The following is a 12,515-nucleotide window of genomic DNA, read 5'->3' on the forward strand; positions in this document are numbered from 1 at the left end:
TTTAGCCTTGAACGGCCTGCAATGTAACCCCAGCCCTTTGCATTGCATCAAATATTTTGGCATCGCGTCCGTAAACATCCCGACGATAATTAGTCCGTCCTTTTGGGTCCGTGATGGCGGTGCGGTACACAATATGAACGGGAATCGGTTGATCAAGCGGAACCGTCGTTTCGCGCCCCGTGGCCAAAATCTTTTTGAAATAAGGTTCCGGAGCAGATTGCTGTCTGGCCAAAAGAGCAAACGCGAAATCCTGTGGATCGCGCAATCGAACGCATCCATGGCTAAAGGCGCGCGATTCACGGCCGAACAAATCCTTGGCCGGTGTGTCGTGCAAGTAGATATTATAGCGATTAGGGAACATAAATTTCACCAAACCCAGAGCATTGCCGCGACTTGGGGGCTGCTTGATATCGAAGGGGAAATTACGGGCGGAATATTGTGTAAAGTCCTGACCTTCGCGACTTACGATCTGTCCTGAACCGTTGATCAACCGTAAATGCGAAACCGCATTTGGGTTCTTTTTCAACATTGGAAGGTATTCTTTCACCGCAATAGAACGGGGCACATTCCACGTCGGGTTGATGACCATATGGCTCATCACGTCGGAAAATTCGGGCGTTTGACGATCGGACGTATTTTTGCCGACGACCGACCGTGTTTCGAAGGTGGTTTTACCGTCATCTATAATGCGGACGTGGAAATCGGTGATATTCACCCATACGTGGCGTTTGCCGCGCTCAACGCCGTTCAACCAACGCTCACGCTCCATGGCCACCATAACAGATTTCAATCGTCCCTCGACGGGAACGTTGATTTCCGAAATTGTAGCGGCCCCTGCGACGCCATCTGGGTTTAACCCGTGGGTAAGCTGAAACTGCTGCACCGCCTTTTGCAGAGTAACATCGTAGGTTTGGCTGGCGGAACGCCCCATATATCCCATAACAATCAAACGGTTACGAAGCGTCACCACATCATTCCCACTCGCGCCGGGTTCAAGCTTCTTGGCGTTAACCGTGGGGCCCCATCCGCCGCGTCCAAGCTGTTTCTCGAGCGTCAGCTTCTCTTTGGTCAATGCCAAATACTCGGGGTTTTTAGGGGCCAAGTTTTTCAAAAAACCAGCAGGGGACGATTTGGTGAAGGCCGTCAACAGATCCTCTGAATTATAGCGGGAAACCTTGCGGACCATCCCGGGATCAACTTTTGACGGGGTCACAATTCCGCGGGAAATATCTTGGGCATATTGTACAAACAGGCGGCTCATCTGGACTTCGATGCGCCCCAAGTCACGTTGGTTTTTAACGCGTCCAAGGTCGGCCATAAAGACATTTGGGTCATAACGGCCAGCCGGAAGTCCATGCACACTCGCCATCGAAATCGCTTGCAAAAACGCCTTGCGACGGGTTGCATCTTTTCCACGGTTCTGGGTCCAGATCGGCTCAAAATTCCGTCCACGATAGAACGCGGCGATTCCTGCGTCTTTTGCAGATTCTTCAGCGACAGCCTGTTTAAAGGCTGTGATTTCGGCCTGCGCTGAACTTGAGGCTGAAAGCGTCACCACCACAGACATCAAAACCAACAAAAAAGAAGCAAAGCCTGCGCGCAAAAATACCATTTTATCCTCGTTCCGTTCACGATTTAATGTCGCGGAATACGTAAATCTTTCTTGAAAAGCAAGTGCATGCACGATCACGTTCTCGCGGGGTACCGCTTTCCAACCTCAGCTTACCCGAATTACTCCTTACTTTAAATATCAGGTGGAAATTAAGCTTTGACTAAGACCTATGCGCAACATTTCGCCCAAAAACGGCGGAATTCCCACCTTGTTGGAATCAAGCCTTGGCGGTTTTTTTCGATTATGTCATAAGAAAGGTGCATCTGGGGAACAATGCAGCCGCACGCAAATGTGGCCAAAAAACGAGAACGGGCAGTACCAATGACACTAGCGACACCTGCGGGCTTATCCCGCCGAGGCCTTTTAGCGGCTTTTGCGGCAACCGCGATCACAGCAGCGCCCACATATTCAAGCGCTGCGGGTTTTTTGCGCGGAAGTGGCGACATACGCCGTATCAACATGTTCAACCAACGTACGGGTGAAAATATCGACATGATCTATTGGATCGATGGCGAATATATCAAACCTGCCCTTACACAGATCAATTATTTTATGCGCGACTGGCGTCAGGACGAAGCCAAAAATATCGATACACGCACAATTGATATCATCACGGCCTCCCATAGTCTTTTGGATGTCACAGAGCCCTACATGCTTTTGTCCGGATATCGCAGCCGCAAAACCAACCAACTTTTACGCTCACGGTCACGCGGCGTTGCCAAAAATTCGCTGCACATGGTCGGCCAAGCTGCCGATTTACGCCTCAAATCGCGCACTGTTTCGCAAATGGCGAAAGCTGCGGCCTCCTGTAGTGCTGGTGGCGTTGGCAAATATAGCCGATCTAATTTCGTCCATATGGATTGCGGCCCTGTACGTTCTTGGGGCGGCTAAAAGCGACTTCCCTCACACCACTCCTGCCCTACATTCAAGCCGCTCTCTTAATTGAGGCGGCTTATTTGTTTGAATGGGCTGGAACGATCTGAAGATAGGCCGCAATGGCTTCGCGGTCGGCGCTAGGAAGTTTAGCTATGTTTTCAATAACATCGGCCATTTCCCCTCCTGCGGAATCATATTCTGGTGTAAAGCCCGACGTTAAATATTCGACCACATCAGACTCTGACCAGTTAAATTCCCCCGGCGTAATATTTGGAATGCGCCCTTTGCCCACCGGATTTGGGGCGCCCGCAAGCCACAACGTCTTCTCGCTGCCTCCAAGCACATTCCGTGGCGTATGACATTCGCCGCAATGCCCCATAGCTTCGACCAAATAGCGGCCGTGTTCCTGCTGCGGGGTCAAATCGCCGGTCACGACCCAATCGGTATTGACGAACAGCAGCTTCCAGCCGCCAAGGGACACCCGCATATTGAACGGAAACCCAAGATCATGTGCTTCTCGCGGCGTATCAATTGCGGGAAGGCTGCGCAAATGCGCGATGAGGTCTACAATGTCTTGCAACTTCGCTTTGTTGAAGGTCGCATAGGGAAACGCCGGATAGTAATGTTCCCCCGTGGGCGATGTCCCTTTTAGAACAGCGTCGGCGATTTCTAGGTCGGTCCATGTGCCAATACCTGCTGTGGGATGCGATGAAATATTGGGCGCGATAAAGGTTCCAAAGGGGCTAGGAAAGCGCTTTCCGCCTCCGAGTGCGTCGTTTTCATACTCTACTCCCAAGGGTGCCGTGTGGCAGGAGGCACAGCCCATCGCCGAATAGACTCGCGCGCCATTTTCTGTGTTGGGGATCATTCCCTCCAACGCATCAGGCGCGAGCCTTTCTGGCTTGGTGATATAGAGGCCAGCAACGACACAAACGGCGAGGATTCCCCCACCGCTCGCAATTTTCTTTCCCCAGGATGCCATAAGTTCCCCTTTAGAAACAGTGTCTTAAAGAAAGCTATTTCTTTGGAGCGCGGTAGGCTTTGTGGCAAGAACTACAGGCGGCACCGACGCCCCCCATGCTGGCCTTGATGCCATCAACACCCTGCCCTGCGGTTGCGACCATCGCCTCGGCCGCGACAACAAGGGCAGCACCTTCTTCGCCAGCTTTTGAGCCTTCAGCCCAAATTGCTGGCATTGCGCGTGACCCGGGAAATGTGTCGCTGTCGGTTCCGGGCAACCAAAAACCGGATTGATCGGCGGTAACCGTTGCGAGCAAAGCATCGGCCGCGGCCTGTGCTGCGGCCGCGTCATAGGCCACTTCGCCTTTGAGCATCGCGCCAAGAGCGCCGAGTTCTTTGCCGCGTTGCTTCATATTCTCTTGGCGCGCTTCAACCGCGGCTTTGAGTTCGGCATCGGTGCTGGCGAATGAAATAGTTGCGCCAGAAATAGCAACGGCAGCACCAACGAGAAGAATTGAAAGACGTTTCATATGAATTTTCCTTGCAAAGAGTCGTTTATCTAAGGTTAGCTGTTAGAAAATACATAGACAGTCCCCAATTTTGCAGAAGGTCCTCTTTATTTATGCACAAGGAAAACTGGGATGACCTACGATTTGTTTTGGCCGTCGCAGATTTAGGGTCAGTTTCAAAGGCGGCCAAGCATTTGGGTGTAAATCACGCGACCGTCTTGCGACGGGTCGCAAGCTACGAGGAACAACTCGGTACGGTTCTATTTGAGCGCACAGCCCATGGTTATCAAGTTCTAACTGATAAACGCGACGTGTTTGCCGCCGCGCGTGAGGCCGAGGATGCGCTTCGAGCGGTGCAAAACCTCGGCGGACACGCGCGCCCCGTCTTGAGCGGAACGGTCCGTGTGACCTCAACCGACACGTTTTGCCATTCGATATTGCCCGAAATTGCTGCCCAATTGCAGTCCCAAACCAACCAGTTATACATTGAGCTTTTGTCCACAAATGCCCATGTCGATTTGGGCCGCCTACAGGCCGATATCACGGTGCGTCCTGCCCTAAAGCTTGAGGACGATTTGATCGGGGAACAAGCTGCCATCATGGGATTTTCAGCCTATATGTCCCGCACACTCTCGCCTGAAAAATCGAACGATTGGATCACCTTAGTTGGTCCGCTGGCTCGCTCCCAGCCTGCCAATTGGATGTCCAAGTTCATTCCGCAAACCGCATGTGTTGCGGCCGCAGACAGCTTTCAAACGCTGTGCCGTCTCGCCGTTGCGGGGCTTGGATGTACGTTTTTACCGAGTTTTATCGGCGACGCAGCACCCGGATTAATACGCCGTGAAACACAGGCACCCGAAATGACGGTGCCGATTTGGGTTGCGAGTCATTCGGACCTCGCGCAAACTCCTAGAATTCGTGCGCTTCGGGCTCAACTTTCGGCCTGTCTCGCCGACCGCGCCGATATTTTGCGCGGCAAACTTTAATCAAGGACCGCGCAAAAACCGTTTATCAGATGTTAGATTTATCCGCAGCCGTGCCGCCGCGAAACCCTGTGGCGACAATGAATTTTTCTGAGCTGTCTGCACGACTGGCTGGTGGCTTAACGTAGGTCACCTTCTTGAATTTCATCCGCAAAATCTTCTGCAAGAAATCCTCGGCTCCGCCCGCCAAAACCTTGGCAACAAACGTTCCCTCAGGCTCAAGTACATCAAAAGCGAAATAAGCAGCGGCTTCACATAGCGCCATAATCCGGTTGTGGTCGGTCTGTTTATGTCCTGATGCCGAGGCTGCCATATCGCTCAGTACAACGTTGGCACGACCATTGAGCCAAGTTTTCACCTGCTCGTCGGCATCGTTTTCCAGGAAATCAAGAACATGGATGTCGGCCCCGGGAATGGGTTCAACCTCTTGAAGATCGACTCCCAAAACGGTGCCAATGGCCTTGCCCTTTTTCTCGCCGAGCGCATTCACACGCCGCACAGCAACTTGGCACCAGCCCCCCGGTGCACAGCCCAAATCGACAACGCGCGCTCCGGGCGTGAAGAAATTAAACTTATCGTCCAATTCCAAAATCTTATAGGCCGCACGACCGCGATATCCATCGGAGCCCGCCCGTTTGACATAGGGGTCGTTGAGTTGGCGTTCGAGCCAAAGTGTCGAGGAAAGCTTGCGTCCACGCGCGGTTTTTACCGTGACCCGAAGGTCGCGCAATCCACGTCCAGATCCGCCCCGCGAACCGGGACCGCCAGCCCCTTTGCCGCCAACCCGACGCCCTGCGCCGCCTTTTTCAGAACCGTCTGCCATTTTAATCGGCCTCATCTATTAACACGCCATCGGCGCTCATTAGGGCGTATAGCAGCCCTTCGCGCAAACCGCGATCCGCAACTGAAAGTTTATCTGTTGGCCAGATCCGCAGCAAGGCCTGAAGAATCGCAGCCCCAGACATGATCAACGCCTGCCGATCTTTGCCAATCCGTGGATCGTTGCGCCGCCCGTCCGGACCAAGCGACAAATATTCCTGAATGACCGCATCGATTTGGTCGCTGGTCATTTGCAAGCCGTCGACCTTGTTGCGATCATAGCGACGCAAATTCAAATGACTTGCAGCGACGGTCGTAACGGTTCCCGAGGTGCCAATGATCTGAAATCCAGCCCGAATGTGGTCGCCGATATAGGGGGTGAAATTCGCCAATTTCTCCTCAAAAAACCAACTCATCAAGGCAAAACGCGCCGCGTCATTATCCACATCCATGAACTGATCGCGCAGCGTCGCCACCCCAAGGGGCACCGAAATCCAATCCACAACCCGCGCCATTGTATCGGGCAACTTCTTGCCGTCAAATCCATGTTTTACCTGCATAATCGCGGCTTTTCGGTCGCGTTTGGGAAGGTGGGAAACATCGAGCCAGACAAGTTCCGTACTGCCGCCACCAATATCCACAACCAGCAATTGCTCGGTTTTACGGCTCATCAAAGGCGCGCAACTAATCACCGCGAGGCGCGCCTCTTCTTGGGCGGGAATAATCTCAAGCTTAAGGCCGGTTTCGCGCTTCACCCGCGAAATCAACTCATGTGCATTGGTGGCCCGTCGACAGGCCTCGGTCGCAATCAATCGCATCCGCGTCACTTTGTGGCGACGTAGTTTCTTTTGGCAAATTCGCATCGCTTGAACCGTGCGCGCGATCGATCCGCGAGACAAACGGCCAGAAGCCTCAAGCCCTGATCCAAGCTGAACCGACTTGGAAAAACTGTCGACAACTTCAAATTGCGCACCTTTGGGACGCGCAATTAACATGCGGCAACTATTTGTACCCAAATCCAGTGCCGCATACAGCGGCACGGAATCGGTGTGTATTGGCGCGGGGGTATCAACCGCAACTGGGATCGCGCCCGCACCATCGGGACGCTTGGGCGTCATTTTTACGCCCTTTCATTTTCGAGTTATCCCCAAGCTATGTCCTTCTGTGCACAGGTGCAAGGACACTCGTCGGGCAATACGCGCTTTGCGCCCCTCATAATGAACATGAAGATTTTTCCAATGCTGCCCCGTAGCACTGCCGCGCGCAAACCTTTAGAGCTACGTCCGAGCACGCCTTTTGGGCTATGGGTCGCGAAAACGAGATGTCAGGTCGAAATTCGACCTTAATTGCGCGCGGGCCACCCTAAAACTAAAGAGAGAAGGGAATCAGCAGTGGCACAAGTTACCATCGTATATTGGCGAGATATGCCAGCACAGGTCATCGTTGGACGTGGCCGTCGCAGTGTGAAAATTCAGCTCTCTGAGCGGTTTGAGCAAGCGATTGATCGTGCGGCAATGGCTTCGGGGGCCGCAGGCACCGACGCGTATCTCGCGGAGTGGCGCAAAGCCCCTTCGGTCGAAGTTGAAGGCAGTGACGAGGAGGCCGCACAGGCCAAAGCTGCTGAAATCGAAGCCGAATATGATCGTGACCGCCTCAAAGCGCTGATTACCAATAACGGATGGGCTTAACCCCATCCTCCTTTTGGAGGGCATGTATGTCACTGTTATCGTTCAAACGCCGCGAGTCTGGCACCCAGAATATCGTGCCCCGCAATGTGACCGCATTGATGGAAGACTATTCCATTGAGGTCATGCCGCGCACGGCCGAAAAGGTTGACGATTTCCGCGCCCTCCTGCCCCAAAATACCCGCGTATACGTTGCGCATATCGAAGGCACACCGATTGAAGAGATGGTCGCCACCGCTGCGCGTTTGGCCCGTGACGGTATGCAAGTCATGCCGCATTTTCCCGCGCGCATTATTCAAGATCGCGCCACATTGGCCGACTGGATCGCGCGTTACCAAGGCGAAGCGGGCGTTGAGCAAGGCCTGATCCTCGCCGGCGGTGTCGCGAAACCCCACGGTGACTTCCACAGTTCAATGCAGCTGTTGGAAACCGGTCTTTTTGACGGCTTCAAACGTCTGCACATCGCGGGCCACCCTGAAGGCAACCGCGATATTGATACCGACGGCACTGACCGCCTCGTGATGGACGCCCTGCGTTGGAAGCAAGATTTCAACGAACGCTCTGATGCGCAAATGGCCATCGTGACGCAATTCGCCTTTGAGGCCGCCCCCGTGATCAAATGGATCGAAGCCCTTGAGGCCGCGGGCATTACGATTCCCGTGCATTTGGGCGTCGCTGGTCCGGCCAAGTTGCAAACCCTCATCCGTTTTGCCATTGCCTGTGGCGTTGGCCCCTCGCTCCGCGTTTTGCAAAAACGCGCCCGTGACGTCACGAAACTGGTTGTGCCTTATGAGCCAACAGACCTTGTAAAAAGCCTCGCCGACTATAAAGCTGCCAATCCAAAAAGCTTGTTGAAATCGTTGCATTTCTTCCCATTGGGTGGCATTACAACGAACGCAAACTGGGCTCTTTCACATTCTAATGCCACGCCCGCTCATTCCGATATCGCCGCTTTGGCGCCACAAGACCCTTAAAGGATAGCCCATGACCCGTACCGTCGTTGAAAGTAAGACCAAAACCTCCATTATAGGCTTCGACGAACCGTTTTGCGTCATCGGCGAAAGGATCAACCCAACGGGCCGCAAAAAACTCGCTGCCGAATTGGAGCTTGGTGATTTCTCGACCGTTGAACGTGACGCCATTGAGCAGATGCTGTGTGGGGCGAATATTCTGGACATCAACTCGGGTGCGGTGTTTTCCAACAAAATGGCCGAAGATCCCCGCTATGCCGATAACAACTTCGTAGAGCCACCTTTGATGCGCGAACTTATCCTTCGTATTCAAAAGGTTGTGGACACACCTTTATGTATCGACAGCTCGGTTCCCGCAGCACTTCTTGCGGGACTTGAAGCCGCCGAGGGCCGGCCCTTGCTCAATTCCGTCACGGGCGAAGAAGAGCGTCTTGAGTTGGTTTTGCCGCTGGTTAAGAAATTCAACGTGCCTGTTGTGGCGATTTCTAACGACGACACCGGCATTTCCGAAGACCCCGATGTGCGCTTTGCCGTCGCCAAAAAGATCGTAGAACGGGCCGCAGATTTCGGCATTCCCGCCCATGATATCGTGGTCGATCCGCTGGTTATGCCGATTGGCGCGATGGCGACTGCGGGGCAACAAGTCTTTACCCTCGTTCGGCGTTTGCGCGATGAATTGGGCGTTAACACGACCTGTGGCGCATCAAACATGTCCTTTGGTCTGCCGCGCCGTCACGGCATCAACGCTGCCTTCCTCCCGATGGCCATTGGTGCAGGCATGACCAGCGCGATCATGAATCCTGTGCGCCCCGTTGAAATGGAAGCCATTCGCGCCGCGAATTTCCTCAACAACAACGACCCGCACGGCACAGAATGGATTAAATTCAGCCGAGTTCTAGAGGCCGTCGCCGCCGGAATGTCGTTTGCGGACGCCTCAAAAGAATCCGCTGAAGCCAGTTCGGGCCGCGGTGGACGCCGCCGTCGCCGTTAACTAAAAGAAACACCAAAAAGGGGGTGAAATTTGCCCCCTTTGCTTCCTAAAAAATGAGTTTCCCCGTGAGTGACATCAAAATCGACCCCCTCGTGATTTTCACACCCTCCGGAAAACGGGGGCATTTTCCTGTGGGCACCCCTGTGCTCACGGCGGCGCGTCAATTGGGCGTTGATCTAGATTCCGTCTGTGGCGGGCGCGGGATTTGTAGCAAATGTCAGGTCGAACCCTCCTTTGGCGAGTTCCCGAAACACGGGCTCACGGTAGCGAAAACCGCGCTTTCCCCAATCAACGAAGTTGAAGAGCGCTATGATCGCATTCGCGGCCTAAAACCAGGCCGACGATTGGGGTGTCAGGCAGTGATTTCGTCGGATATCGTGATCGACGTGCCCCCCGAAAGCCAAGTGCACAAACAGGTCGTGCGCAAACGCGCCGAGGCCCGTGACATTACCCTCGCCCCCTCTATCCGCCGTGTTTTGGTCAGTGTAGAACAACCAGACATGCACGAACCCACGGGGGATTTTGAACGCCTTTCAAAAGGCTTGTCTGACCAATGGGACATTGTGGGCATCACGGCCTCCCTGCCCGTTTTAACCCGTCTGCAAAAGGTTTTGCGCAAAGGCGACTGGTCAGTCACTTGTATCATCCACGACGCGGGCACGGGAACCGCACCCGTCCTACTCGACATTTTCGCAGGATTTGACGAACGCGCACTCTTCGGGCTGGCGGTGGATCTCGGCTCGACCACAATTGCCGGCCATTTGTGTAACTTGGAAACGGGAGAAGTCGTCGCAAGCGCAGGCCTGATGAACCCCCAAATCCGCTATGGCGAAGACCTGATGAGCCGCGTGAGTTACGGCATGATGAACGAAGGCGGATCAGTTGAAATGACCGCCGCCGTGCGCGAAGGCATGGCGCAATTGTGTCGTGACGTCGCCAAAGAGGCCGACATCGAGTTGTCACAGATCGTCGACGCGACCGTCGTGTGCAACCCTGTCATGCACCACCTGTTTTTGGGCATCGACGCCTATGAATTGGGCCAAGCCCCCTTCGCATTGGCCACCTCAAACGCCCTCAATTTGGCAGCACGCGATGTTGGTTTGCCCCTGCATGAAAACGCCGCGCTTTATATTTTGCCGTGCATCGCGGGTCACGTTGGCGCGGATGCCGCGGCAGTTGCCTTGTCGGAAGCGCCCGAAAAATCCGAAGACCTCGTGTTGGTCGTCGATGTGGGCACCAATGCGGAAATCCTTTTAGGCAATACAACCCGTGTGTTAGCGTGCTCTTCTCCCACAGGCCCCGCCTTTGAAGGCGCGCAGATTTCAGCGGGTCAACGCGCCGCACCAGGTGCCATTGAACGTGTCGAAATCGACCCCGAGACCAAGGAACCACGCTTTAAAATCATCGGCAGCGACCTTTGGTCGACCGAAGAAGGGTTTCACGAGGTCGCCTTGGCAACGGGCGTCACGGGCATTTGCGGCTCTGGAATTATCGAATTGGTCGCAGAAATGCGCGTTGCAGGGATCGTCGACGGGCCGGGCCTCATCGGATCAGCCGAGCAAGTCGGCACGCCGCGTTGTTTCCCCGATGGACGGACTAATTCCTACCTCGTTTATGACGCGACACCGCTTGGGGGCACAAAAATCACCGTGACCAATCGCGACATCCGCGAAATCCAAATGGCCAAGGCCGCGCTCTATTCTGGCGCGCGCTTGCTGATGGACAAATTCGATGTCGACACTGTGGATCGCATCGTGCTGTGCGGCGCGTTTGGCGCGCATATCAGTCCAAAACACGCGATGATTTTGGGAATGATCCCCGACTGCGCCCTTGAAAAAGTGACTTCTGCGGGCAATGCGGCAGGCACAGGCGCACGGATCGCACTGTTGAATACTGACGCAAGGCGCGAGATCGAAGCCACGGTACGCGCCATCCACAAGATCGAAACCGCGATTGAACCCCGTTTTCAGGAGCATTTCGTCAACGCGTCAAACATTCCCAATGCCGTGGATGGCTTCCCACATCTCGACGCGATTCTGACCTTGCCGTCGTTGAATTTCAACACGTCTGGTGATGGAACAGAGGGCGGCGGACGGCGGCGCAGACGTCGCGGCTAACGTCATGATTTTAAAGGGAGTGTTTTGGAGCGGGTGAAGGGAATCGAACCCTCGTATTCAGCTTGGGAAGCTGCTGCTCTACCATTGAGCTACACCCGCATGCCGACTTTTTATCTCGCGAGTTTGAGCGGTTCAAGAGGGGAAATCCCATTCTCCGATTTCCGTTTCAACACGACGCCGCAACCGTTCTGGTGGTGGAGAAACTTCTTGGCGGTCTTCAGGCGCCAGAGCCTGCCACCCGTCCAAAATCTGCGCCCCAAACAACGCGATATGGCGGCGCATCGCATCGCGTGCTTTTGGACCATTTCCTAGCTCCAGAGCTGAAACGATCTCCACATGTTCTTGAATTAATTGAGGTTTCATTGCCTCGACGTTCACACGACTGTGGATTTTAACCCACATTGGCATCTGCAATCGTTGACGCCAAAATTCGGCAACAGCATTCACTAACGCTAGATTTCCCGTCGCCCGTGCAATCGTTAGATGGAATTCTTCGTCGGCATTTTCGCCCCAAAACGCGCTACCGCTTTCATTTTGCATGGCATCAATCAACATTTTCAGACGCGCAATTTCTTCAGGGCCAATGTTTTCTGCCGCGAGGGCTGCGACTTCGCCCTCGATCATAATTCGCGCTTCCAAAAGCTCAAATGGCCCCGGCCCAGCAAGTTCCAATAACTGATTGTCCCGCGGAGGACGGGCCGCAACTTGTACCCCTGCCCCGAACCTATTTTCGACGTAGCCCGTTATTTCTAACGCAATAAGTGCTTCTCGGATCGTGGCGCGAGAAACGCCTAAACTCTCCACCAACACCCGCTCCGCAGGCATTTTCTGCCCCGCTTTAAGCGCACCTTCTAGGATACGATCAGCGATTTGCTGAGCCACAAGGCGGTACCTGGGAACCTGTGCAACGGGCTTGAACATGTGGCTACTCCTTGATTGATTGACAGATTGCCTGACAATCTGACATAAAGCAAGCACACCCATTCACGCCA

Annotated in this window: 12 protein-coding genes and 1 tRNA gene; 6 read left to right on the top strand and 7 right to left on the bottom strand. The window is 54.2% G+C overall.

Annotated features, from left to right (window positions below; genetic code table 11):
• Window position 1: 1 nt before the first annotated feature.
• Window positions 2-1,612 (bottom strand): L,D-transpeptidase family protein, encoded by a 1,611-nt coding sequence (locus tag AB9F29_RS11145; protein WP_335586682.1) that lies wholly within the window; start codon window positions 1,610-1,612, stop codon window positions 2-4.
• Window positions 1,613-1,933: 321 nt separating this feature from the next.
• Here AB9F29_RS11145 and AB9F29_RS11150 point away from each other — a divergent pair, with 321 nt between their 5' ends.
• Window positions 1,934-2,503: a YcbK family protein gene (locus AB9F29_RS11150; protein WP_369755739.1), complete on the top strand. Its 570-nt coding sequence runs from the start codon at window positions 1,934-1,936 to the stop codon at window positions 2,501-2,503.
• A 61-nt stretch (window positions 2,504-2,564) separates the two neighbouring features.
• Here the strand turns inward: AB9F29_RS11150 and AB9F29_RS11155 are convergent, their stop codons facing one another.
• Window positions 2,565-3,470 (bottom strand): c-type cytochrome, encoded by a 906-nt coding sequence (locus AB9F29_RS11155; RefSeq protein ID WP_369755740.1) that lies wholly within the window; start codon window positions 3,468-3,470, stop codon window positions 2,565-2,567.
• A gap of 34 nt (window positions 3,471-3,504) precedes the next feature.
• Window positions 3,505-3,978: a cytochrome c gene (locus AB9F29_RS11160; protein ID WP_335584439.1), complete on the bottom strand. Its 474-nt coding sequence runs from the start codon at window positions 3,976-3,978 to the stop codon at window positions 3,505-3,507.
• 92 nt (window positions 3,979-4,070) lie between these two features.
• Here AB9F29_RS11160 and AB9F29_RS11165 point away from each other — a divergent pair, with 92 nt between their 5' ends.
• Window positions 4,071-4,943, top strand: coding sequence for a LysR family transcriptional regulator (locus AB9F29_RS11165; protein ID WP_369755741.1), 873 nt, complete (start codon window positions 4,071-4,073; stop codon window positions 4,941-4,943).
• A gap of 25 nt (window positions 4,944-4,968) precedes the next feature.
• Here the strand turns inward: AB9F29_RS11165 and AB9F29_RS11170 are convergent, their stop codons facing one another.
• Complete coding sequence (locus AB9F29_RS11170) at window positions 4,969-5,763, bottom strand: RlmE family RNA methyltransferase (RefSeq protein ID WP_039003520.1); 795 nt, start codon at window positions 5,761-5,763, stop codon at window positions 4,969-4,971.
• Window position 5,764: 1 nt separating this feature from the next.
• A complete protein-coding gene (locus tag AB9F29_RS11175; RefSeq protein WP_335584437.1) occupies window positions 5,765-6,877 on the bottom strand; it encodes a Ppx/GppA phosphatase family protein in 1,113 nt (370 codons plus the stop codon).
• A 273-nt stretch (window positions 6,878-7,150) separates the two neighbouring features.
• On the opposite strand from AB9F29_RS11175, the gene AB9F29_RS11180 reads away from it, so the two are divergent.
• The 4 genes from AB9F29_RS11180 to AB9F29_RS11195 all read left to right on the top strand — a co-directional run bounded on the left by AB9F29_RS11180 (window position 7,151) and on the right by AB9F29_RS11195 (window position 11,523).
• On the top strand, window positions 7,151-7,447 hold the full coding sequence (locus AB9F29_RS11180; protein ID WP_335584436.1) for a virulence factor: 297 nt from the start codon (window positions 7,151-7,153) through the stop codon (window positions 7,445-7,447).
• A gap of 26 nt (window positions 7,448-7,473) precedes the next feature.
• Window positions 7,474-8,418 carry a methylenetetrahydrofolate reductase gene (locus tag AB9F29_RS11185; RefSeq protein WP_335584435.1) on the top strand — a complete coding sequence of 315 codons (945 nt, stop codon included), beginning with the start codon at window positions 7,474-7,476 and terminating at the stop codon, window positions 8,416-8,418.
• A 10-nt stretch (window positions 8,419-8,428) separates the two neighbouring features.
• Window positions 8,429-9,406, top strand: coding sequence for a methyltetrahydrofolate cobalamin methyltransferase (locus AB9F29_RS11190; protein WP_335584434.1), 978 nt, complete (start codon window positions 8,429-8,431; stop codon window positions 9,404-9,406).
• 74 nt (window positions 9,407-9,480) lie between these two features.
• The gene (locus AB9F29_RS11195; protein ID WP_369755757.1) at window positions 9,481-11,523 is read left to right on the top strand and encodes an ASKHA domain-containing protein; all 2,043 of its coding nucleotides are present in this window, start codon (window positions 9,481-9,483) and stop codon (window positions 11,521-11,523) included.
• A gap of 25 nt (window positions 11,524-11,548) precedes the next feature.
• On the opposite strand, the gene AB9F29_RS11200 is transcribed toward AB9F29_RS11195, so the two are convergent.
• Both AB9F29_RS11200 and AB9F29_RS11205 read right to left on the bottom strand, forming a co-directional pair.
• A tRNA-Gly gene (locus AB9F29_RS11200) sits at window positions 11,549-11,622 on the bottom strand.
• A 33-nt stretch (window positions 11,623-11,655) separates the two neighbouring features.
• Window positions 11,656-12,444 carry a FadR/GntR family transcriptional regulator gene (locus tag AB9F29_RS11205; RefSeq protein WP_369755742.1) on the bottom strand — a complete coding sequence of 263 codons (789 nt, stop codon included), beginning with the start codon at window positions 12,442-12,444 and terminating at the stop codon, window positions 11,656-11,658.
• Window positions 12,445-12,515 lie beyond the last annotated feature (71 nt).

Origin of the sequence: Falsihalocynthiibacter sp. S25ZX9 (genome assembly GCF_041205405.1) — a bacterium.
GTDB classification, from domain to species: domain Bacteria; phylum Pseudomonadota; class Alphaproteobacteria; order Rhodobacterales; family Rhodobacteraceae; genus Falsihalocynthiibacter; species Falsihalocynthiibacter arcticus.